General features: G+C 57.9%; 21 protein-coding genes and 1 tRNA gene. 14 read left to right on the plus strand and 8 right to left on the minus strand.

Annotated features, from left to right (window positions below; all coding sequences use genetic code 11):
• Positions 1–210: 210 nt before the first annotated feature.
• Positions 211–345, minus strand: a complete 135-nt coding sequence (locus tag JFT66_RS30030) for a hypothetical protein (protein WP_267910996.1) — start codon at positions 343–345, stop codon at positions 211–213.
• Between the two features lie 145 nt (positions 346–490).
• On the opposite strand from JFT66_RS30030, the gene JFT66_RS13870 reads away from it, so the two are divergent.
• From JFT66_RS13870 to JFT66_RS13925, 12 genes are all read left to right on the plus strand, one after another.
• A complete protein-coding gene (locus tag JFT66_RS13870; RefSeq protein WP_198859433.1) occupies positions 491–1240 on the plus strand; it encodes a carbon-nitrogen hydrolase family protein in 750 nt (249 codons plus the stop codon).
• A 1-nt stretch (position 1241) separates the two neighbouring features.
• The gene (locus JFT66_RS13875; protein WP_198859434.1) at positions 1242–1688 is read left to right on the plus strand and encodes a GNAT family N-acetyltransferase; all 447 of its coding nucleotides are present in this window, start codon (positions 1242–1244) and stop codon (positions 1686–1688) included.
• A 117-nt stretch (positions 1689–1805) separates the two neighbouring features.
• Positions 1806–2171, plus strand: coding sequence for a helix-turn-helix domain-containing protein (locus JFT66_RS13880; protein ID WP_034119067.1), 366 nt, complete (start codon positions 1806–1808; stop codon positions 2169–2171).
• Positions 2172–2322: 151 nt separating this feature from the next.
• On the plus strand, positions 2323–2964 hold the full coding sequence (gene gacA / locus JFT66_RS13885; RefSeq protein ID WP_003190387.1) for a response regulator transcription factor GacA: 642 nt from the start codon (positions 2323–2325) through the stop codon (positions 2962–2964).
• A 1-nt stretch (position 2965) separates the two neighbouring features.
• On the plus strand, positions 2966–4789 hold the full coding sequence (gene uvrC / locus JFT66_RS13890) for an excinuclease ABC subunit UvrC (protein ID WP_153838451.1): 1824 nt from the start codon (positions 2966–2968) through the stop codon (positions 4787–4789).
• Between the two features lie 32 nt (positions 4790–4821).
• Positions 4822–5382, plus strand: a complete 561-nt coding sequence (gene pgsA / locus JFT66_RS13895; RefSeq protein ID WP_034119069.1) for a CDP-diacylglycerol--glycerol-3-phosphate 3-phosphatidyltransferase — start codon at positions 4822–4824, stop codon at positions 5380–5382.
• 60 nt (positions 5383–5442) lie between these two features.
• A tRNA-Gly gene (locus tag JFT66_RS13900) sits at positions 5443–5518 on the plus strand.
• Positions 5519–6219: 701 nt separating this feature from the next.
• Entirely contained in the window at positions 6220–6657 is a 438-nt protein-coding gene (locus tag JFT66_RS13905; protein WP_034119071.1) for an HIT family protein, read from the plus strand.
• 188 nt (positions 6658–6845) lie between these two features.
• Positions 6846–7622 (plus strand): N-acyl amino acid synthase FeeM domain-containing protein, encoded by a 777-nt coding sequence (locus tag JFT66_RS13910; protein ID WP_233094219.1) that lies wholly within the window; start codon positions 6846–6848, stop codon positions 7620–7622.
• Between the two features lie 38 nt (positions 7623–7660).
• Complete coding sequence (locus JFT66_RS13915; protein WP_153838450.1) at positions 7661–8059, plus strand: nuclear transport factor 2 family protein; 399 nt, start codon at positions 7661–7663, stop codon at positions 8057–8059.
• A 69-nt stretch (positions 8060–8128) separates the two neighbouring features.
• Positions 8129–8791, plus strand: a complete 663-nt coding sequence (locus tag JFT66_RS13920) for an iron-containing redox enzyme family protein (RefSeq protein ID WP_034119074.1) — start codon at positions 8129–8131, stop codon at positions 8789–8791.
• A gap of 137 nt (positions 8792–8928) precedes the next feature.
• Positions 8929–10761: a long-chain-acyl-CoA synthetase gene (locus JFT66_RS13925; RefSeq protein ID WP_198859435.1), complete on the plus strand. Its 1833-nt coding sequence runs from the start codon at positions 8929–8931 to the stop codon at positions 10759–10761.
• A 211-nt stretch (positions 10762–10972) separates the two neighbouring features.
• Here the strand turns inward: JFT66_RS13925 and JFT66_RS13930 are convergent, their stop codons facing one another.
• Both JFT66_RS13930 and JFT66_RS13935 read right to left on the minus strand, forming a co-directional pair.
• A complete protein-coding gene (locus JFT66_RS13930; RefSeq protein ID WP_198859436.1) occupies positions 10973–12283 on the minus strand; it encodes an MFS transporter in 1311 nt (436 codons plus the stop codon).
• 93 nt (positions 12284–12376) lie between these two features.
• Positions 12377–13693 carry an L-fuconate dehydratase gene (locus JFT66_RS13935; RefSeq protein ID WP_198859437.1) on the minus strand — a complete coding sequence of 439 codons (1317 nt, stop codon included), beginning with the start codon at positions 13691–13693 and terminating at the stop codon, positions 12377–12379.
• Positions 13694–13776: 83 nt separating this feature from the next.
• Between JFT66_RS13935 and JFT66_RS13940 the strand changes: the two genes are divergently transcribed.
• Positions 13777–14763: a LysR family transcriptional regulator gene (locus JFT66_RS13940; protein ID WP_198809724.1), complete on the plus strand. Its 987-nt coding sequence runs from the start codon at positions 13777–13779 to the stop codon at positions 14761–14763.
• Between the two features lie 4 nt (positions 14764–14767).
• Here JFT66_RS13940 and JFT66_RS13945 read toward each other — a convergent pair whose 3' ends face one another.
• The 3 genes from JFT66_RS13945 to JFT66_RS13955 all read right to left on the minus strand — a co-directional run bounded on the left by JFT66_RS13945 (position 14768) and on the right by JFT66_RS13955 (position 19094).
• The gene (locus JFT66_RS13945; RefSeq protein WP_198859438.1) at positions 14768–16348 is read right to left on the minus strand and encodes an aldehyde dehydrogenase (NADP(+)); all 1581 of its coding nucleotides are present in this window, start codon (positions 16346–16348) and stop codon (positions 14768–14770) included.
• A gap of 72 nt (positions 16349–16420) precedes the next feature.
• On the minus strand, positions 16421–17968 hold the full coding sequence (locus JFT66_RS13950) for a UxaA family hydrolase (protein ID WP_034119080.1): 1548 nt from the start codon (positions 17966–17968) through the stop codon (positions 16421–16423).
• Between the two features lie 166 nt (positions 17969–18134).
• Entirely contained in the window at positions 18135–19094 is a 960-nt protein-coding gene (locus tag JFT66_RS13955; RefSeq protein WP_034119081.1) for a LysR family transcriptional regulator, read from the minus strand.
• 120 nt (positions 19095–19214) lie between these two features.
• On the opposite strand from JFT66_RS13955, the gene JFT66_RS13960 reads away from it, so the two are divergent.
• Positions 19215–20411, plus strand: a complete 1197-nt coding sequence (locus JFT66_RS13960; protein WP_198859439.1) for a fumarylacetoacetate hydrolase family protein — start codon at positions 19215–19217, stop codon at positions 20409–20411.
• A gap of 114 nt (positions 20412–20525) precedes the next feature.
• On the opposite strand, the gene uraH is transcribed toward JFT66_RS13960, so the two are convergent.
• A complete protein-coding gene (gene uraH / locus JFT66_RS13965; protein WP_034119083.1) occupies positions 20526–20936 on the minus strand; it encodes a hydroxyisourate hydrolase in 411 nt (136 codons plus the stop codon).
• Positions 20937–20946: 10 nt separating this feature from the next.
• Positions 20947–21450, minus strand: a complete 504-nt coding sequence (locus JFT66_RS13970) for a GlcG/HbpS family heme-binding protein (protein WP_034119084.1) — start codon at positions 21448–21450, stop codon at positions 20947–20949.
• Positions 21451–21572: the final 122 nt, after the last annotated feature.

Consider the following 21572-nt stretch of genomic DNA (forward strand, 5'->3'; position numbering starts at 1 on the left):
CTGTCCCGAACGGAGCTGGCTAAATCGCCATGCAGTGCAAGTGTCGTAGCGGTAATAGGTGGCGTAGTTCATGGCTTGATTCCTTTAAGTGGTCTTGAGCAAACAAATTATTAGAGGCTGAAAAAACAAAACCCCCGGTCGGGGAGCCGACCGGGGGTTTAGATTTCTCTGGTAGGCGACCCCTTGAGTAGTGGGCGCCGATTTCAGGTATCAGGCGCGCCAGTGGCTAAACCAATACCCAAAATAAAAGCCGGCCAGTGCGCTCGAACCGTTCACACGGGTGGCCGACACCGAGCGCAAGGCGCTGGCAGCAGGGCAAACCTGAGTGTGGGTGAGTTGCAACATGGTGGCTCTCCAAATGATGGGGGGAGCTTACTAGAGGCGTACCGGTGGATTCAATCAGTAATTTCTATCGTGTGGGGGGACTTACGGCTATGGGTGTGTGCCGATATGCTGATGACACTTAAACAATGATTGCCAGGACGCGACCATGACTGCCTTGACCCTTGCTGCCGCGCAAACCATTTCCATCCCCGGCGACGTAGCGGCCAATATCCAGCGGCACCTTGCCATGATGCGGGCCGCGGCAGAGCAGGGTGTGCAATGGTTGGTCTTTCCGGAATTGTCGTTGACGGGCTATGAACCCTTCCTGGCGGCGGACTTGGCTATTACCCCCGAGAGCGCGGTGTTGGTTCCGCTGCGTGAGATGGCGCGGGAGCTGCGATTGACGGCAGTGGTGGGCATGCCGGTACGGCTGGCGCCACACGCGGGCGTGCTGATTGGCGCGCTGGTGCTGGGAGCGGACGGTTCAGTGGGCGTCTACACCAAGCAGCATCTGCACTCTGGCGAAGAGCTGGCATTTGTAGCCGGGCAGGGCGGCGAGATCCTGGCGTGGGGAGATGAGCGCATTGCGCTGGCGGTGTGCGCGGACTTTTCCCACGCCAGCCACCCACGGCGTGCGGCTGAAGCGGGTGCCACGGCGTATGCGGCCGGCGTGCTGGTGAGTGAGGGTGGCTACGCGGCGGACAGCGCGCTGCTTCAAGGCTATGCAGCCGAGCATGGCATGCTGGTACTGATGGCTAATCATGGTGGCCCTTCGGGAGGCTGGGCCTGTGCAGGGCGCAGTGCGATCTGGACCGGGGATGGCAACTTGCTTGCCGCTGCACCCGGGGTCGGCGACGCGTTGGTGATCGCCCGTCGCGAGGATGGGCTGTGGGCTGGCCAAGTGGTCGCTGTCTAACATGGCGTTTCACCTGCGCCAGGCGACGGACCAGGACCTGCCGTTTGCCCGAAGCCTCACCTATCAAGCCATGAACCGCTACTACCTGCAGTACGGTTTGCTGTGGTCCAACGACGGCTTCGACACCGCCTGGGCGGGTCGCGAGAACTGGCTGGTGTGCAACGATGATGGCGTAATGGGGTTTGTCAGTCTGAGTCGCGACGAAAAGGCCTTGTATATTCGTGAGTTGCACATGCTGGAACACTGCCGCAAGCAGGGTGCGGGCAGTTGGGTGCTGGAACAGATGGCGCTCAAGACAGGCACCGAGGGCCTGGGTTTTTTACGCTTGACCGTGTTCAAGACCAACCCGGCAAAAAGGCTGTATCAGCGCCTGGGGTTGTGCATTGTGGGTGAAGAGGACTGCTTCTGGCGCATGGAGCGGGAGTGTCGCGCACTCACACCGGACTAAAACAAGCACGCTGTACGAATAAGCGCATACTGCTGTCAGTCACTGCTTACAAATTTGTTTAACGAAGTGATGGTGTATCACCTCTCAGGGTGTGCAAATTCAGGGTCATACATCTAAATGAATGGAATCGGTTCGCGCTTAAGGCAAGAAAGAGAGCGGCTTGGCTTGTCGCAAAAAGCTTTTGGTGAAATAGGGGGTGTTGAAGCCAACGCACAAGGCAAATATGAAAGTGGCGGTCGCGCACCCAAGGCCGACTATCTGTCCCGTGTCGCCGAAAGAGGTGTAGACGTCCTGTACGTGTTGACCGGCAGCCCAACGCCGATCCAACTGGATAACGTCAGCCAGAACGAAGAAAAAGTGCTGGCTAACTACCGCGCGATGTTCAAGGAAGACCAGGATGCAATTCGTCGCCTGACCAGTACCTTGGCCGAACATTCATCCGTATTGAACGCAAAAGCCAAGCCACAACCCCAGGATTCCTGACCTTTCACCCAGGAAACAGCGTTGCTCGCCACCCGGCGAACAGCCACAGCGCGTTGAATCTCTATATATATGCCACTTGCAACTAGGTCTGCGCCTTGGTTTTTTGTTAAGGTGTTCAGCAACCTATAAGACCATATCGCGAGGTGTCTGCTTGATTAGGGTGCTAGTAGTCGATGACCATGATCTCGTTCGTACAGGCATTACACGAATGCTGGCTGACATCGATGGCCTGCAAGTGGTCGGCCAGGCGGAGTCGGGGGAGGAGTCCCTGATCAAGGCCCGAGAGCTGAAGCCCGATGTGGTGCTGATGGACGTCAAGATGCCTGGGATCGGCGGTCTGGGTGCCACGACCAAATTGTTGCGCAGTCATCCGGATATCAAGGTCGTGGTAGTGACAGTGTGCGAGGAAGACCCTTTCCCGACTCGCCTGCTGCAGGCCGGTGCCGCCGGTTATCTCACTAAAGGCGCGGGCCTGGCGGAGATGGTACAAGCCATTCGCCTGGTCTTTGCCGGCCAGCGCTACATCAGCCCGCAGATTGCCCAGCAATTGGCTATCAAGTCGTTCCAGCCCACCAGTGATTCGCCTTTTGACGCGCTGTCGGAGCGGGAAATCCAGATCGCCCTGATGATCGTCGGTTGCCAGAAGGTGCAGACGATTTCCGACAAACTGTGCCTGTCGCCCAAGACTGTTAACACCTACCGCTATCGCATCTTCGAGAAGCTCGCCATCAGCAGTGATGTTGAATTGACCCTGCTCGCGGTGCGCCACGGCATGGTGGACGCCAGCGCCTGACATGACCACACCGTTTGATCCAAGTGCCTTTCTCTCCACCTGCAGTGGCCGCCCCGGCGTATACCGCATGTTCGACAGCGAGGCCCGCCTGCTGTACGTGGGCAAGGCCAAAAATCTGAAGAACCGTCTGGCGAGCTACTTTCGCAAGACCGGCCTGGCGCCGAAAACCGCTGCCCTGGTGGCGCGTATCGCCCAGGTCGAAACCACCATCACCGCTAATGAAACCGAGGCGCTGCTGCTTGAGCAGACGCTGATCAAGGAGTGGCGGCCGCCCTACAACATCCTGCTGCGCGACGATAAATCCTACCCTTATGTGTTTTTATCGGACGGCAATTTCCCACGCCTGAGCATTCACCGTGGGGCAAAGAAGCAGAAGGGCAAGTACTTCGGGCCTTATCCCAGTGCGGGTGCGATTCGTGAAAGCCTGAGCCTGCTGCAAAAAACCTTTTTTGTGCGCCAGTGCGAAGACAGTTTCTACAAGAACCGCACGCGACCGTGCCTGCAATACCAGATCAAGCGCTGCAAGGCACCCTGCGTGGGCCTGGTGGAACAGGCAGAGTACGCCGAGGATGTGCGCCACTCGGTGATGTTCCTTGAAGGGCGCAGTAACGCGCTCACCGATGAGCTGTCCGGTGCCATGGAGCAGGCCGCCAGCACCCTGGATTTCGAGAAGGCCGCCGAACTGCGCGACCAGATCTCCTTGCTGCGCCGCGTCCAGGACCAGCAAAGCATGGAAGGTGGCACCGGCGACGTCGACGTGATCGCCGCCTTCGTCAACCCGGGCGGCGCTTGTGTGCACCTGATCAGCGTGCGCGCTGGCCGGGTGCTGGGTAGCAAGAACTTCTTCCCGCAGACCGGTATCGACGAAGAGGTTGCCGAGGTGATGGCCGCGTTCCTTGGCCAGTACTACGTCAGCAGCCCTGAGCGCGACCTGCCGTCTGAGCTGATCGTCAACGTGGTGCATGAAGATTTCCCCACCTTGATCGAGGCTATCCACGAGCTGCGCGGCCGCGAGCTGGACATCAGCCACCGCGTACGCGGCACCCGTGCGCGCTGGCAGCAACTGGCCGTGACCAATGCCGAACAGGCCCTGGGCGCGCGCCTGGCGAATCGTCAACACGTTGCCGCACGCTTCGACGCCCTGGCCGAGGTGCTCAACCTGGACGAGCCGCCCCAGCGCCTGGAGTGCTACGACATCAGCCACTCCAGCGGTGAGGCGACGGTGGCTTCTTGCGTGGTGTTCGGACCGGAAGGGCCGATCAAGTCCGACTACCGGCGCTACAACATCGAAGGCGTTACCGCCGGCGATGACTACGCCGCCATGCACCAGGCACTCACGCGGCGTTTCAGCAAGTTGAAGGACGGGGAGGGCAAGCTGCCCGATATCCTGCTGGTGGACGGCGGCAAGGGCCAGTTGTCCATGGCGCGAGACGTGCTCAACGAGCTGGCCGTGCCCGACCTGATCTTGCTCGGCGTGGCCAAGGGCGCCACGCGCAAGGCAGGTTTCGAGACGTTATACTTGAATGATGCCGCCCATGAGTTCACTTTGAAGGGCGACTCACCCGCACTGCACCTGATTCAACAGATTCGCGACGAAGCCCACCGTTTCGCCATTACCGGCCACCGTGCGCGCCGTGGCAAAACCCGGCGAACTTCAACCCTGGAAGGGGTTGCCGGGGTAGGCCCGACCCGGCGTCGCGACTTGCTTAAACATTTTGGTGGCTTGCAGGAGCTATCCCGTGCCAGCATTGAGGAGATAGCCAAAGCACCCGGTATCAGTAAAAAGCTCGCTGAGCTGATTTATGCAAACCTGCACAGCGAATAGAATGCCTTCTCACCTCGTAGCCAGTTGTGCCGATGAATATCCCTAATCTGATTACCGTTCTACGTGTCCTGCTTATCCCGATTTTCATTTTGTTGTTTTATTTGCCGTATGAATGGAGTTATGTAGCCTCCAGCTCGGTCTTCGCCTTCGCAGCCGCCACCGACTGGCTCGACGGCTACCTGGCGCGCCGCCTGGAACAGAGCACGCCTTTCGGTGCGTTCCTCGACCCGGTGGCCGACAAACTCATGGTGGCCGTCGCCCTGGTGCTGCTGGTGCAGGAGCACGGCAATCTGTGGCTGACCCTGCCGGCCGCCGTGATCATCGGCCGCGAGATCGTCGTCTCGGCCCTGCGCGAATGGATGGCCGAAATTGGCGCCCGCGCCCACGTCGCCGTGTCGAACATGGGCAAATGGAAAACCGCCGCGCAGATGCTCGCACTGGTCATCCTGCTGGCCAACCCGTCGGACTTCTCGTTCTGGGTCCTCACCGGCTACGCCTTGCTGCTGATCGCCGCCGGCCTGACCCTGTGGTCCATGCTCCAATATCTGCGCGCCGCCTGGCCGCATCTGCGCACGACCGTTGAAAAGAAATAAAACTTTTTTGAATCAAGGGGTTGACGGGTTCTGAGATTTCTATAGAATGCGCATCACCAAGCGGGAATAGCTCAGTTGGTAGAGCACGACCTTGCCAAGGTCGGGGTCGCGAGTTCGAGTCTCGTTTCCCGCTCCAAACATAACGCTACAGAGTTTCAGTGAATTCTGTAAGTGATTGAAAAAAGGACCTTCGGGTCCTTTTTTCGTTCCTGTGGGAACCACTGAAATCCAGCACTATCCGGTGTGTTTAAGTCCTGAATGAGAGTCTTGAATTCGGACGCGCACTGAGTTGGTTTTTTGCTGGAGCAGCTTGGAGAGGGGCGTCAGAGCACACTCTCGCAGATCCTGAGACTCTTCAAAAAAGACACCCTGCCAACGCTCGGCCGGTGGTCCATCTACGAAATCAATCGCCACGACCTGATGCACCTCCTGAGCGGAATCGAACAACGCGAGATGCTGAGCCAGGTTGTCCCCGCGCGGCTTTATTTGTTCGCGCAACGGAGCGACCTAAGCAGCGCATTAGAGAGAACACCTTCCAGACCTGAAACGGTTTGATGTGATATCCAGTCGTGGCCTGTACCGTTTTTCAGGGACAGGTACAAAATCCACCTAAGAAAAATTAAATTAAATCAACTTGTTATGTGTTTTTCAGCAGTTCAGATACAAAACATTTCAAAACTCCCGTGTACAGCTGTGGAATCCCCAGCGTAATTTCACCCTCAAGCTAAGCGTTCAACGCTGTCAGGTCTGCAATGGAATTCGGACCGTAGCATCCCGGATCTTCATGCCTCCACCGGGTATGCACCACAACAATAGAGGGAGCTATCCGTGAACTGCATGTTCTGTGCAATCGCCAACAAAGCATCACCGGCTGCCGTTGTCTACGAAGACGAGCAATGCCTGGCCTTTCTTTCCATCCAGCCGATTACGCCAGGCCATGTCCTGGTCATTCCCAAGGTTCACGCAAGTGGCCTGGGTGATATCCCTCCTCAAACCTTTGGCCACATGATGCGTGTGGGTCAACGGTTGGCCGCCGCTCTGCGCGAAAGCGGCTTGAGCTTCAATGAACAACCCTGCGAAGGAATCAACCTACTGCTGTGCGATGGCGCTGTGGCCGGCCAAACCGTGGGCCACGCCCACCTGCATGTGCTGGCCCGTTTTGTCGGTGATGGTTTCAACCTGGGTCATGCAGACCTTCCGCTCGCTACGCCCCAAGTGTTGGGCGAGCGCGCAGAGCAGATCCGTCGAGCCTTGACCTCGCTGCCACCCTTTTAACCGTAAGTCGCTTTAGTCTAAAGGCACGCCCGCACTAAGAGGAGTGAATGCCTTGCTGCGTGCAGTGCGCAAATCAACCACCTGTAGACATCTACGCAAGGAGGCGCAGCCATGTATTGAACTGTGGAAACTTAAGTGTGCGCTGGGCTGAAATAAATAATAAAAATCACAATAAGAAGGGGATTTTCATGCCGTCACTCGCAAGTAATATGACTGCCTTGCCTTCGGCAAGTATGCAGTTGGTAAACGATGAGCCAGCCGGTTCGGCAATCTACAGTTTCTATGATTCAGTACTTCAAGACTTGTGTCAGTCTGACAAAGTCAAAGTCAGGCAAGTGGTTACGCCTGCGCAGTTTTCCGAACTGTCTCGTGCCCGCAACCGGTTGTATGGGCAACGAAAGGTTTATTACAAAACGTTGTTTGGTAACTCGGTAGACGACACCGTCTGCCTGGATGAGTACGATCCGCGCTCTTATGTGTTTGGCTTTTATTATGATGGTGAAATTATCGGCACCCAGCGTATTACGCCTTTCCCTCACGAGTCGGGCGAGTTCATCAGCCATGAACAACTGGTGCAGTTCTCCGGGCCCAATTATGAGCATGACTGCGTCGAACTCTCGCGACTTATTGTCGACAAGCATTCCCCGGTCAAGAATGTGGTCAACGGATTGGCCATGACCGGTGCCTCGCTGGTTGCCCTGCAAGGCGGCTACAGAAAATTCATCACCTACGTGAAACCAAGGCTGGCGCCGAAGTTCGACAGCTTTGTCTTTGATCAGGACGGTATTTTCTTCCAAATCAAAGCCCGCGGCGAACACTACTACGCTCTGTACAAAGGCGATCTGTTGCCATCGGTCACGCCGTTCTTCGGCCTGCAAAGCTGCCCCGCAGACCTGATGGACATTGATGACTTGATTCGCCACACCTTGGCCGCCCGAACCGCGAGGCTCCCGCTGGCGGTCTGAGCATCCCAAAATAACGACAATATTGAGGTTGATCCAAGATGGAAGCCAGGAACAAAGAAGTGGTCATCGAGTTTTACGAGCGCATGTTTGGCCAGCGTGAACTGGCGGTCGCCGATACATTGATTGCGGAGGAATATGTACAACACAATAACGTATTTATTCCACCGCGCCGCGAAGGCTTCAAGACCTACTTTACGCAGTTCTTCAAGACATTCCCCGAGTCAGGCACCCAAATTGAGCGAGTCTGTGCCGAAGGCGATTATGTTTTCCTGTATGCCAAACATTGGGCCAGGCACAAGTTCTTCACGGTGAATTACAAGGTGATCGATATTTATCGTGTGGAAAACGGTGTGCTGATGGAGCACTGGGACACCATCGAAGGCTTGGGGTTCTTCTCCAAGTTTATCTACATCATAAAGTCCGTGCTGCGCCTGTAAGTCGGTGCTCCCCTGAAATTATAAAAAGTGTCATAAGCGATTTATCAACCCGCCAAGGAAGAGAGTGAAATGACTGAAGTGACCGAGTTTCGTAAAGAGCTGAAAGCCGTCTGTGATGCCGAATGGGAAAAGATCAAGATCGGCCGTTTTTTCCAGATGATGAAACGCCCCGAGTTGCAGCGCGACCTCTACATCAAGTCGATTGTCCAGGTGTATCACTACACCAAGAACAACGCGATCAACCAAGCGGTGGCGTGCTGGAACCAGGACCACAAAAAGGTTGGCTTGCTGCGTTTTGCGATGAAGCATGCGTTGGAGGAACTGGGTCATGAAAACATGGCGTACAACGACCTGATCGCCATTGGCGTCGACAAGTCCGAGTTCGAAAAACCCATGCTGCCGGCGACCGAGGCGTTCTACGGCTATCTGGATTTCGTCTCTGTATGCCGCGGGATCATTCCACGCCTGGGCTACAGCTTTTGGGCCGAGGACTGCTACGAGCACCTCGAGCCTTTGATGGACGTATGCAAAAACCATCTCAAGCTGACGGATAAAGAACTTACCTTCTTTGTTGCCCACGCGATCATCGACGAGAAACACTCCGAGCAAGTCAACGCGGCCATCGACCGCTGGGTCGTGACCGACGAAGAAAAAGAGTCGGTCAAACAAGTCGCACGTACCACGGTTTACTTGATGGGCAAGATCCTCGAGTCGGTCGCCGACGAGTTCTAAGTCTTGGCAACAGGCGCCCTCGCGCACCCCGCTGCGTGAGGGCTTTTTACATGGCGTGCACAACAATAAAAACGATCGGTTGGTCATGGCGCTTGTCGAGCCGCCTGCCTGCCACGGTCAATCCACTAGGAGGTGCCATGAGTAGCAATAGCGACATGATTACCTGGGGCATGATGCTGCGCAAAATCCCCTCGATCACCCGCGCCATTCCCCGGCTCGTCAGGGGCGTCAAAGTGTCCAAGCTCAAGGCTGATCAACCCTGCGGCCTGGGTTGGGCCTTCGAACAGGCGGTTGCGCGCAACCCTCAAGGACCGGCGCTGCTCTACAAGGACAATCGTTTCAGTTATGAACAGGTCAACCAGTGGGCCAACCGTTTCGCCCATTACTTGCTTGACCGTGGCCTGAAAAAGGGCGATGTGGTCGGCATCTTTATTGAAAATCGCCCGGAATTGCTGGTCAGCGTGCTGGCCGTCAGCAAGATCGGGGGTATCTGCGCCATGCTCAACACCTCGCAGACCCACAACGTCCTGATTCACAGTTTGAACCTGGTCAATCCCTCGGCGATTATCGTCGGTGAAGAGTTGGTACCCTCTTTTGACGCGGTGCGTAACGACGTTGCCATTGATGAGCTGAGCACTTTCTTCCTGGCTGACACCGACACCACGCGCGATGCGGGTATTGCGCCTGAGGGTTACGTCAACCTGACCCGCGTCAGCGAAGAGCATTCCACCGCCAACCCGGCGACAACCCAGCAGGTCTACTCCGACGACGCTTGCTTCTACATTTACACCTCCGGCACTACCGGTTTGCCCAAGGCTGGGGTGTTCAAGCACGGCCGCTGGATGAAAGCCTACGGTAGCTTCGGCATGATCGCTCTGGATATGCGCCCCGATGACATCGTCTATTGCACCTTGCCGCTCTATCACGGCACCGGGCTGTGCGTGAGCTGGGGCTCGGCATTGGCGGGCGCCTCGGGTTTCGCCATCCGCCGCAAATTCAGCGCCAGCCAGTTCTGGGATGACGCGCGCAAATTCAAGGCCACTACCATTTGCTACGTCGGTGAATTGTGTCGCTACCTGATCGACCAGCCTCCAGCCGGCAACGATGGCGACAACCCAGTGGTGAAAATGATTGGCAACGGCCTGCGCCCCGGCGTGTGGATCGACTTCAAGACACGCTTCAACATCGAGCGGGTCTGCGAGCTGTATGCCGCCAGTGATGGCAACATCGGCTTTACCAACATCCTCAACTTCGACAACACCATCGGCTTTGCGCTCAACGCTTGGTCGCTGGTGGAGTACGAACACGACACCGGCGAGCCGCGGCGCAGCGCGAACGGTTTCATGCAGAAAGTCGGCAAGGGTGGCCAGGGGTTGTTGCTGGCCAAGATCGACGACAACGCCCCGTTCGACGGTTACACCGATCCAGAGAAGAACAAAAAAGTGGTGCTGTGCGACGTTTTCGAAAAGGGCGATCGTTACTTCAACAGCGGCGATCTGATTCGCGATATCGGCTTTGGCCACGCCCAATTCGTCGACCGCCTGGGAGACACTTACCGCTGGAAAGGCGAAAACGTCTCCACCACCGAGGTCGAAAATATCATGGTGCAACACCCCCACATCGCCGAAGCCGTGGCCTACGGTGTGGAAATCAAAAACACCAACGGTCGCGCCGGAATGGCCGCCATCACCCCATCGGCCCCACTGGAGCAACTGGATTTTTGCGACCTGCTGCGTTTCGTCAGAAGCCAGATGCCTCACTACGCGGTGCCGATGTTCCTGCGCATCAAGACCCACATGGAAACCACCGGCACGTTCAAATATCAGAAAACCAAGCTGAAGACCGAAGCGTTCGACCCCGGCCAAACCGGCGAAGACCCGGTCTACGCATGGCTGCCGGGTACCGAAACCTACGTGCGCGTGACTGAGCAGGTGCTGCAGGACATTCATGGCGGCAAGTTCCGCTACTGAAGGGCAACTGCGCGTGGGTTCAACCACCAGGCCCGCAAAGGCGTAAGGCTGCTCTCTAAGCGGAGCGGCCTTACGATTCATCGGAAACTGGGTCTTTGATATCTTCACCGTTCTCGGCGTGGACGGCGATCCCTGCAGTAAATGTTCGTTTCCACCTTCATGGCGGGGTTGGCCCCATATGGCCACCCCCGAAGCGCACTGCCTTGACCTCTCAGGTGGCGGTTTGCTCTTGGCCCTGTCGCAAGCGCGTGCTGACCAGCGCCGCAACGACCAGTAAGCCAGCAATTACCCACAACCCATTGCGCGTGGTACCTGTCGTCTGTTCGATCAGCCCCATCACTGATGGGCCGACAAAGCCACCCAGCAACCCGCACGTTGTGACGAACGCCAGGCCACCCGCCAGGGCGGTTCCAGTCAAGCGACTGGAGGGGAAAACAAAGATGATCGACTGCACGACGAACAGCATCAGTGCCGTCAGTGAAAAACCGATCAGGCCAATATAGGAATTGGAAAACGAAGCTACCAGCAGTCCGGCAGACATGGTTAGCAGGCCAAAGAATAGAATGCGTCGGCACCGCTGCGCAGAGGTGGCCAAACGTGGAAAAGTGGCGGCACCAATGGCGGCGGCGATCCACGGTACGGAGGTCAGCAGACCGATTTGCAGCGGCGTCAATGAGCCGTAGTTGCCGATAATGCCGGGCAAGAAGAAGATCACGGTGTAGATGGTGATCTGGTGCACGAAGTAGACGGCGATCGCCAGCCAGATTTGCTTATCGCGCAACATCTGATTGAGGCGGGTTTGTTGTGGGGCGTCGTCGCTCTCGGCATCCAAGCGCGCTTGGATTTCCCGAGCGTCAGCCGCCGACAACCAGGACGCGGAGGAGGGGCCGTCGGGCAGTTTCTTCCATACTACATAGGCCAGCGCCACGGCTGGCAAACCTTCCAGTACGAACAACCATTGCCAGCCATGCCAGCCGAGCCAACCATCGAGCTGCAACAGGGCACCGCCCAGCGGGCCGCTGAGAATATTGGCGATGCAAACACCGAGCAGAAAATACCCCGTGGCGCGGGCGCGTTGTTCGCGGTTGAACCAGTAGGTCAGGTAAAGCATGACACCTGGAAACAAGCCCGCTTCGGCGACGCCCAGCAGCAGGCGCATGACATAGAACGAGGTTTCACCCTGGACGAACGCCATGCCCGTCGAGAGCAGGCCCCAAGTGATCATGATGCGAGTAATCCAGAATCGCGCGCCGACCTTTTGCATGATCAGGTTGCTGGGCACTTCGAACAGCGCGTAGGTCAGGAAGAACAACCCTGCACCCAAGCCATACGCCGCAGCGGAAAGTCCAAGGTCGATGCCCATGCTGGCTTTGGCCAGGGCAATGTTGGTACGGTCCAGAAAGCTCATGACATAGACCACGACCAGCAGCGGCATCAGTCTGCGCAACAGCAGGTTGGTCAAGCGATGCTCGTTACAGGCACCAGGGGCCTGGGTCACGGCGATGGGGCTTAGGATTGTCATTTTTATAGTCCTAATAGAGTTGGGTGCACGTGTCATGGCGCCCCGTGTAAGGGGCGCCACTGTGCCGTTGTAAGAACGGATGCTGCTTAGCGGTCAGGATTGGGCAAGATCAATCCAAACCGGGCCATTGGGATACTGGTAGCGTTCCAGCGTTTCGGCAGTCATTTCGATGCTGTAGCCGGGCCGTTGCGGGGGCATGTAGCGGCCGTTGCGAATCACCACGGGTTCCAGGAAGTGCTCGTGCAAGTGATCGACGTATTCCAGAACACGATTTTGCAGCGAGCCGGATACCGCGATGTAATCGAACAGCGAGATGTTCTGCACGTACTCGCACAAGCCGACGCCGCCGCCGTGCGGGCATACCGGCACGTCAAACTTGGCGGCCATCAGCAACACAATCAACACTTCGTTGAGACCGCCCAGGCGTGCGGCGTCCAACTGGCAGAAATCCAGGGCCTGGGCCTGGAACATCTGTTTGAACATTACCCGGTTATGGCAGTGTTCACCGGTAGCGACGCCAATCGGTGCAATGCGCTGGCGGATGGTTGCGTGTCCGAGGATATCGTCCGGGCTGGTCGGTTCTTCGATCCACCACGGGTCGAAAGCGGCCAGGCGACGCATGTTTGCCACCGACTCATCAACGCTCCAGACTTGGTTGGCGTCCATCATCAAGGTGCGTTCCCAGCCAATTTCTTCGCGCAGGATCGCAGCGCGGCGCATGTCGTCTTCCAGGTTGGCGCCGATTTTCTGTTTAAAGTGAGTCCAGCCATCGGCTACGGCTTCTCGGGCCAGCCGGCGCATTTTCTCTTCAGAGTAACCCAGCCAGCCCGGGGCGGTGGTGTAGCCGGGGTAGCCTTCGCGCAGCATCTTTGCTTCACGCGTGGCTTTGCCGGGCGCCTGACGACGAAGCAGGGCGATGGCTTCCTCAGGCGTGATTGCGTCAGTCACATAGCTGAAGTCCAGGCAGGCGACGAGTTGCTCGGGTGTCATGTCTGCCAGCAGTTTCCACACCGGCTTTGCTTCGGTCTTGGCCCACAGGTCCCACACCGCGTTGACGATGGCGGCAGTAGCAAGGTGTATCACGCCCTTTTCCGGACCCAGCCAGCGCAATTGACTGTCACCCACGGTGATGTTGTGCCAGAAGCGGCCCATGTCGCTGGTGATCTCTTCCAGGGTCAAGCCGACGATCAGTGGCGCCAGCGATTGCACGGCGGCCACACAGATTTCATTGCCGCGGCCGATGGTGAAGGTCAGGCCATGGCCTTCCATACCGCCTGAGGAGTCGGTGTGTAATACCACGTAGGACGCCGAATAGTCTGGCGCGCTGTTCATGGCGTCAGAGCCGTCGAGTGACCGGGAAGTAGGGAAACGAATGTCGCGAACGCTCAGGTGGGTGATTCGAATGCTCATGGAGAACTCTTTTTATAGGTGACCACTTGGGAGTTCGACTGTAGGTTGGTCGGCGATATAGGCATAATCGTCGATTCGTATAGATGGATATTAAAATTGATATGTCAGAGCCGTCGAAAGACCCAACGCTCGCCAGCTCGGCGCCAGCGAAAACCTTCAGCCCGCTGAAGATTTCCAGCCGCCAGATTGCACTGCTCAATGCCCTGGGCGAGTTCCGCAACCTGCGTCGCGCGGCCGCCGCAATGCACACTACGCAGCCGGCTGCGAGCCTGTTATTGCAGCAGTTGGAAGAGCGCCTCGGCGCCAAGCTGTTCGAGCGCCTGCCACGGGGCATGGAACCGACGCTCTATGGCGAAGTAATGATTCATTACGCCCACGGGGCCATTCATGAGTTTGAACATGCCGAAGCGCAGTTGGCGGAGCTGGCACGCGGTGCTTCGGGGTTGGTGCGCATCGGCACGGTGATGGGCCCGGTGCCGACCTTGTTGACCCGGGGCGTATTGGCATTCAAGGCGGATAACCCGAAGGTGCGTATCTGTATTGAAGTCGGGACCAGCGACGCGCTACTGCCGGCGCTGATTCGCGGCGATTATGATGTGGTGCTGGGGCGGCTCCCGGACCAGATCGACAGCCAGGGCCTGGATATTCAACTGTTCGAAAAGGGCGAGCAGATGCGCGTCATTGCACGTCCCGGGCACGCACTGGCCACGGCCGCAAAACTGAGCCTGGCTGACTTGGTGACGCAGACCTGGATTCTGCATCCGATCGGCAGCCCGATGCGTCGCCATGTGGAAAGCGCACTGAAGGCGGGGGGCATGGTGCAGACGCTGGACATCGTTGAAACTGCGTCGATCTTGGCCACCACCTCAATGATCGAGGCCTCGGACATGATCGCCGTGGTGCCCAATGACGTCGCGGAGCACTACCTGCGCTATGGCATGGTAGCGATCCTACCGGTGGAGTTGCCCATCACCATGGTCAACATCGGCCTGCTGACGCGCGAATCTCGGCCATTGTCCGCCGCCGTCAGCAAGCTGTTGGGTTACCTCAAGGAACATGGGAAAGGGTAGAGGTTTACTGGCTGTCGCGGCTGCTCACCCCATTCACCAAGCGCGCGATACCTAGAGGGTTGGCATCTTTCAAGGCATCGGGCAGCAAGGCGTCCGGGAAGTTCTGGAAGCACACCGGGCGCAGGAAGCGGTCAATGGCCAGCGTGCCCACTGACGTGCCGCGCGCATCCGACGTCGCCGGATATGGGCCGCCATGAACCATCGAATCGCAGACTTCCACACCCGTCGGATAGCCGTTGAGCAGAATTCGCCCGACCTTCTGCTCCAGTAGCGCGGTCAGTTCGCCGAACTGTTCGAAGTCCGCCGGTTCGCCGATGATGGTCGCCGTCAGTTGCCCGTGCAGGCCATGCAACGCGGCACTGAGCTGCGCCTGATCCGCCACTTCGACGAACACCGTGGTCGGGCCGAACACTTCTTCCTGCAAGACTTCATCGCCATCGATCAAAAGGCTGACATCAGCTTTGAACAGTTGCGGCTGGGCCTGATTGCCCAATTGCGCGTTGCCGGCCAGGTGCTCTATGCCAGGGTGCGCGAGGAGTTTTTGCAAGCCTTGGCCATAGCTGCGCAACGTTCCGGCGTTGAGCATGGTTTGCGCCGGTTGATCACCGATCAAGCGCGCCACTTGCTGCACGAACGCGCTGAACTGCGGCGAACGAATACCGATCACCAGACCCGGATTGGTGCAGAACTGACCACAACCCTGAACCACCGAAGCGGTCAGGTCGAGGGCGACGCTGTCGGCCCGCGCCTCCAGCGCCAGGGGCAAGACGATCACCGGATTGATGCTCGACATCTCGGCGAACACCGGAATCGGCTGTGGACGTGCTGCCGCCATGTCGCACAGCGCGCGGCCACCCTTGAGTGATCCGGTGAAACCCACTGCCTGAATCGACGGATGCGTGACCAGCGCTTCGCCAACCCCGCCGCCGTAGATCATGTTGAACACTCCGGCCGGCATGCCGGTTTTTTCGGCGGCGCGAATCAACGCACCCGCGACGAGCTCGGCGGTGGCCATGTGGCCGCTGTGCGCCTTGAACACCACCGGACAACCTGCGGCCAACGCCGAAGCTGTGTCGCCGCCGGCAGTCGAGAACGCCAGGGGAAAGTTACTCGCACCAAACACCGCCACCGGCCCGAGGCCAATGCGGTACTGACGCAGATCCGGGCGCGGTAGCGGCTTACGCTCCGGTAGTGCCTGATCGATCCGCGCCCCATAGAAATCCCCACGACGCAGTACCTTGGCGAACAGGCGCATCTGGCCGCTGGTGCGGCCACGCTCGCCTTGAATACGGGCAGCGGGCAATGCGGTTTCGCGGCAGACCAGCGCCACAAAATCATCATCGAGGGTGTCCAGTTCATCGGCGATTGCGTCGAGGAATTCGGCACGTTTGGCGGCGCTCAGGCTGCGGTAAGCCGGATACGCGATGGCCGCAGCGTTGGCGGCATGGTCAACTTCTTCAACCGTGGCCTGGTGGAAACTGTAAGGCAACTGCTCGCCTGTGCTGGCATCAATGCTTTTGATGATGACAGTGCCGGCAGCGCTGCGCTGGCCGCCGATGTAGTTGTGGCCGGTGATCGTAGACATTTCTGGCTCCAGAAGGGTGGGGTCGCATCGTCTTTTAAGAGGATGTCGGGGGAGGTGGGCGGGGCCGTCGACTCAGGTGACAGCGCCGATCTGCCAGGGCACGAATTCGTTCTGGCCGTAACCGTGCTGTTCGCTCATGCTGCGTTCGCCCGAAGCGATGCGTAGCATGAGATTGAAGATGGCCTCACCGCAGGCTTCGATGGTCATGGTGTCTTCGGCGATTTCTCCGCAGTTGATGTCCATGTCCTCGCGTTGGCGGTTCCACAAAGCGGTATTGGTCGCCAATTTGATCGACGGGGAAGGGGCACAACCGTAAGCAGAGCCACGTCCCGTGGTGAAGGCAATCAGGTTGGCGCCACCGGCCACTTGGCCTGTGGCCGACACCGGGTCGTAGCCTGGGGTGTCCATGAACACCAGACCCTTCGCGCCGACCTGCTGGGCATACTCATACACATCGACCAGGTTGCTGGAACCTGCCTTGGCGACGGCCCCCAGCGACTTTTCCAAGATCGTGGTCAAGCCACCAACCTTGTTGCCGGCGGACGGGTTGTTGTTCAGTTCGGCGCCATTGCGTTCGCAATACGCCTCCCACCAGTGAATCCGTGCGACAAGTTTTTCGCCGACGGCGCGGTTGACGGCACGGCGAGTCAACAGGTGCTCGGCGCCATAGATTTCTGGGGTTTCGGAAAGGATTGCCGTACCGCCACAGGCGACCAAGCGGTCCACGGCATTACCCAGCGCAGGGTTGGCGGTGATCCCGGAATAGCCATCCGAACCGCCGCACTGCAGGCCAACGAGCAGATGCTTGGCACTCACCGGTTCGCGCTTGACCTGGTTTGCTTCTTCCAGCAACGACTTGACCTGGACGATGCCGCTGGCGACCGCCTTGGAGGTGCCGCCGCTGTCCTGAATACTGAACGTACGCAGGGTATTGCTGCGGCTCAGACCTTGGCTGCTGAGCAGCCCTTCGATCTGGTTGGTTTCGCAGCCCAGGCCGATCACCAGCACAGCGGCAAAGTTGGCGTGGGTGGCGTAGCCAGCCAATGTCCGGCGCAGCAGGGCCAGGCCTTCTCCGGCGGGGTCCACGGCGCAACCGGCGGAATGGGTCAGGGCGACGACGCCATCGACGTGAGGGTACGCCAACAGCGCAGCCGGATTAATGTCGCGGCGGAAATGGTCGGCGATGGCGCGGGCCACGGTGGCCGAGCAGTTCACCGACGTCAGGATGCCGATGTAATTACGTGTCGCCACACGGCCATCCGGGCGCACGATTCCCATGAACACGGGCGCATCGTTCAGCGTCTGCTCGGGTTTCACATCGTGGCTGAAAGCGTAGTCGCGGGCGAAGTCGCCCATGGCCAGGTTGTGCACATGCACATGGTCACCGGCCTGGATTACCTCGGTCGCAAACCCGATGATCTGCCCGTAACGACGCAAAGGTTGGCCTGCCTCGACTCGGTGCGAGGCGATCTTATGGCCGGCGGGGACGGGCTGGCGAACCACCACGCCTTGTGGTTCGAGGACTTCACCCGACAACAATGGCCGGCGGGCGATCAGCACATCGTCCAGAGGATTGAGGCGCAGCACGGCGGCTGCGCCGGTTTTCATAATCAATTCCATCGGGGACTCTCTGGCTATCAAGCGTGGGAGGTCGCTGGCACACGGGCCGCGCCATACCTTTGTCGCGCCACTATAAGAGCCCCCGGACACCGCTGCCTAATGAGACCTTTGGATTGATTGATAACTTTCTCTCATCGATTGGGCGTTCAGACCCTGCAATGGAGGTTCAATGTTTGGTGGCTTCGCGGCGCAACCTGGCGAGCTCCAGCAAGGTATCGGTAAAGTCACGGGCCGCTTCGCTCAGCGGTTCGTTCTTGCGTGTGATGATGCCGTAGTCCTGCGGTTCGACCTTGAACGGTGTGTTGAGCACTTTGAGCAAGCCAATCTGAATCTGCGACTGAACCATGGACTCGGGCAGAAACGCGAGCATCGGTCCCGACTGCAGGAGCTGCAGGAAAGTGGGCATCGAGATGGTTTCAACGGTGTTGGTCGGCGTGCGCATGTTGAATTCGATGAAGGCGCTTTCCATCTGGCGACGTATGGGCGCATTGAAGGGGTACATGACCCACGGCCAGTCACTGAGTTGTTCGGTCGCCACCTCGTCGAGTTGCGCGAGGGGGTGACCGCTATTGACCACCAGGCAAAAAGGCTCGGGCCCTAGCGTCCGAAATTCGAACGGTTGCTGATAACGCTCATCGGTGAAGCGGGCAATGATCAAATCCAGCTTCTTATGCTCGAGCATTTCCAGAAGTTGATTGCTGGTTTGCTCGATCACTTCGATGGACAGCATAGGGCGGTCCAGTTTGATCCGGGTAATGGCTTCGGGCAGCACCACCGACGTTGCGGCGAAGATCGCGCCGACTCTCAAGTGACCATGGCCACCTTTGCGGACTTTATTCAGTTGATCGACGAAGGACTGTGTGTCGTCCAGCGTCATCCGCGCATACCGGACGACAAACTCACCCAGTTCAGTCAGCGCCATGCTGCGCGTCTGCCGTTCGAACAAGGCGAATCCAAATAATAGTTCGATGTCGCGCAGCATCTTGCTGATGGCGGGCTGGGTCAGATTCATCAGCTCGGCGGTGGTGTGCATGTTGCGGGTCCGGGCCAGCGTATCGACCAGCATCAGGTGCTTGATCTTCAGCCACTTGCTGACACTGGCGAATGAAATCTCGTCGTTTTCCATACGGTACTCAACCTGATTGATAACGAAACGATATCAAATGCTGAAAATATGTCATTGGGATTTATCAATCAAGTCCACTAGTTTTTGCCCGAACGACATCCAATTGATAGGGATTGCCTTATGCCCACTGCGAAATTGACCTGTGAAAACACCCTCCCGATTGATGGCTTGCACGGGACACTTATCGGGCGAGCCTGGGTGCCGGGGAAGACAGCAGGCCCATCGCCAGTCGTACTGCGCGCCGATGGCGTATTTGATTTGTCCGAAGCCTTCGCAACGTTGAGTGATCTACTGGAAAGTGCATCGCCGCTTGAGGCGGTTCGCAACGTTCGCGGTCGATACATCTGCACCACAGCAGCACTGTTGGCCAACACCGGATCGGGCTCTGACCCTGCCAAGGCGTACCTGCTGCCACCGGTTGACCTGCAAGTGATCAAGGCCGCTGGCGTGACCTTCGCGTCGAGCATGATCGAGCGCGTGATTGAAGAGCAGGCCGGGGGCGATGCGGTCAAGGCCGAAACCGTACGTAGCCTGGTCAAGTCAGCCATCGGCGATAACCTGGGCTCGATCAAACCCGGTTCGGCCGAAGCGGCGCGCCTCAAGGATATGTTGATCGAGCAGGGGTTGTGGTCGCAGTATCTGGAAGTGGGCATCGGCCCTGATGCCGAGATATTTACCAAGGCCCCGGTTCTTGCGTCTGTCGGCAGCGGCAACGACGTCGGTATTCATCCCAGGTCGAAATGGAACAACCCTGAGCCGGAAATCGTTCTGGCGGTGAGCAGCCGTGGGCATATTCACGGCGCAACACTGGGCAATGACGTCAATCTACGCGACTTCGAAGGCCGTAGCGCCTTGCTGCTGAGCAAGGCCAAGGACAACAACGCATCGTGTTCGATCGGCCCATTTATTCGCCTGTTCGATGAAAGCTTTTCCCTGGATGATGTGCGCTGCTGCGTGGTCGAGTTGGACGTCGAAGGCGATGACGGTTTTATCCTGCGCGGCAGCAGCTCGATGGAGAAGATCAGCCGCGATCCGTTGGAGTTGGTGGCCCAGACCGTGGGTAGCGATCACCAGTACCCAGACGGTTTCATGCTATTTCTCGGCACCCTGTTCGCCCCGACGCAAGATCGTGAAGAGCCGGGCAGCGGCTTCACTCACAAACAGGGCGATAGCGTGCGCATCGGCAGTCCGCTGCTGGGCGCTCTGCACAACCGCGTCACCTACAGCAATGAGGCTACACCCTGGACGTTTGGCCTGCGTGCATTGATGGGCAACCTGGCCGCTCGCGGTCTGGTGGCAGGTAAGTCGCTGCACTGATTTACCCACTGGAGGTGGCGGGTAGATAAAACACAGGGTGTTGATGCCAAATAATCAAGCACAAATGCCGCCCATGAGATTAGGGGCGGCCTTGTCTCTCTGTCCGGTAGAAGCTCAATTCCCTCTGTAGGTAGAGAAACCGTAGGGGCTGAGCAGTAATGGGATGTGGTAGTGCGCAACGGTACCGTCCACCTCGAAAATAACCGGTACCTCTGGAAAGAAGCTGGAGATTTTGTGAGCTTTGAACCACTCACCGGTTTTGAAGGTGACACGGTAGATGCCTTTTTCCAGGGCCTGACCATCGGGGTACAGCCCGGGAATACGACCTTGCTCGTTTGTCGCTGCGCTGTTGAGCGTGTTCCAGTTCTTGCCGTCCTGTTTTTCCAACGTGACATTGACACCAGGGGACGGCAAACCATCTTGTAAGTTGAGTACATGCACGCTGAGCGGGTTTGCTGCCGCTAATGCCAATGACGATACGACACTCAATACAACGCCAGCGAAAAAAGTTTTTATTACAGTCATGATCAGGTCCTTAGTTTTTAACAGCAGGTAAAATTTTGTTGATAGCGACTAATGCGCAACCTTCATCGAATGCTGCCCCACCGGCACCGGCCACTCCGATAGCGCCAATGACTTGCCCTTCAAACAACAGCGGCACGCCACCGCCCAGTAGCAATAGCTCATTCAGGGTGTTGAGGTTTTCAGCATCGGGTGTACTGCGAGCACGCTCTGCCAATAGTCGTGTTGGCGTCTTGGTCGATAGGGCGGTATAGGCCTTGCGTTGGGCTGCTAATGTGTTGTGTGGGCCCACGTTATCGTCGCGCTGCAGGGCGACTAAGTTGCCTCCACTGTCGACAATTGCAGCAACACTTGTACGGCCATCGGCATGACACGCTGCCAGCGCGGCATTTAGCAAATCATTGGCCATGGCCAGTGAAACGTCGTTGCGCTGCACAACTTGATCCGGGGCTGCGACGGCGAGCGCCGAGCTCATTGCGAGTGACGTCAGCAATGAAGTCGATAGGCTTATACGCATGCTTTTTCCTTTGTGTTGTCTGGGTGAGTCATAGCCAGACATGATGACCAGTGCATTCCGTCAGAATGATTGCCCCATGATTACCAAGATGTAATGTGCCAAAAACAGCGAGGCGCGCTAGC

This window comes from Pseudomonas sp. MF6755, from assembly GCF_016405635.1.
Classification (GTDB): Bacteria; Pseudomonadota; Gammaproteobacteria; order Pseudomonadales; family Pseudomonadaceae; genus Aquipseudomonas; species Aquipseudomonas haemolytica.

Coding starts and splice junctions, on each gene's coding strand:
- JFT66_RS30030 (WP_267910996.1), bottom strand. CDS start 345: ATGTTGCAACTCACCCACACTCAGGTTTGCCCTGCTGCCAGCGCCTTG.
- JFT66_RS13870 (WP_198859433.1), top strand. CDS start 491: ATGACTGCCTTGACCCTTGCTGCCGCGCAAACCATTTCCATCCCCGGC.
- JFT66_RS13875 (WP_198859434.1), top strand. CDS start 1,242: ATGGCGTTTCACCTGCGCCAGGCGACGGACCAGGACCTGCCGTTTGCC.
- JFT66_RS13880 (WP_034119067.1), top strand. CDS start 1,806: ATGAATGGAATCGGTTCGCGCTTAAGGCAAGAAAGAGAGCGGCTTGGC.
- uvrC (WP_153838451.1), top strand. CDS start 2,966: ATGACCACACCGTTTGATCCAAGTGCCTTTCTCTCCACCTGCAGTGGC.
- pgsA (WP_034119069.1), top strand. CDS start 4,822: ATGAATATCCCTAATCTGATTACCGTTCTACGTGTCCTGCTTATCCCG.
- JFT66_RS13905 (WP_034119071.1), top strand. CDS start 6,220: ATGTTCTGTGCAATCGCCAACAAAGCATCACCGGCTGCCGTTGTCTAC.
- JFT66_RS13910 (WP_233094219.1), top strand. CDS start 6,846: ATGCCGTCACTCGCAAGTAATATGACTGCCTTGCCTTCGGCAAGTATG.
- JFT66_RS13915 (WP_153838450.1), top strand. CDS start 7,661: ATGGAAGCCAGGAACAAAGAAGTGGTCATCGAGTTTTACGAGCGCATG.
- JFT66_RS13920 (WP_034119074.1), top strand. CDS start 8,129: ATGACTGAAGTGACCGAGTTTCGTAAAGAGCTGAAAGCCGTCTGTGAT.
- JFT66_RS13925 (WP_198859435.1), top strand. CDS start 8,929: ATGAGTAGCAATAGCGACATGATTACCTGGGGCATGATGCTGCGCAAA.
- JFT66_RS13930 (WP_198859436.1), bottom strand. CDS start 12,283: ATGACAATCCTAAGCCCCATCGCCGTGACCCAGGCCCCTGGTGCCTGT.
- JFT66_RS13935 (WP_198859437.1), bottom strand. CDS start 13,693: ATGAGCATTCGAATCACCCACCTGAGCGTTCGCGACATTCGTTTCCCT.
- JFT66_RS13940 (WP_198809724.1), top strand. CDS start 13,777: ATGGATATTAAAATTGATATGTCAGAGCCGTCGAAAGACCCAACGCTC.
- JFT66_RS13945 (WP_198859438.1), bottom strand. CDS start 16,348: ATGTCTACGATCACCGGCCACAACTACATCGGCGGCCAGCGCAGCGCT.
- JFT66_RS13950 (WP_034119080.1), bottom strand. CDS start 17,968: ATGGAATTGATTATGAAAACCGGCGCAGCCGCCGTGCTGCGCCTCAAT.
- JFT66_RS13955 (WP_034119081.1), bottom strand. CDS start 19,094: ATGGAAAACGACGAGATTTCATTCGCCAGTGTCAGCAAGTGGCTGAAG.
- JFT66_RS13960 (WP_198859439.1), top strand. CDS start 19,215: ATGCCCACTGCGAAATTGACCTGTGAAAACACCCTCCCGATTGATGGC.
- uraH (WP_034119083.1), bottom strand. CDS start 20,936: ATGACTGTAATAAAAACTTTTTTCGCTGGCGTTGTATTGAGTGTCGTA.
- JFT66_RS13970 (WP_034119084.1), bottom strand. CDS start 21,450: ATGCGTATAAGCCTATCGACTTCATTGCTGACGTCACTCGCAATGAGC.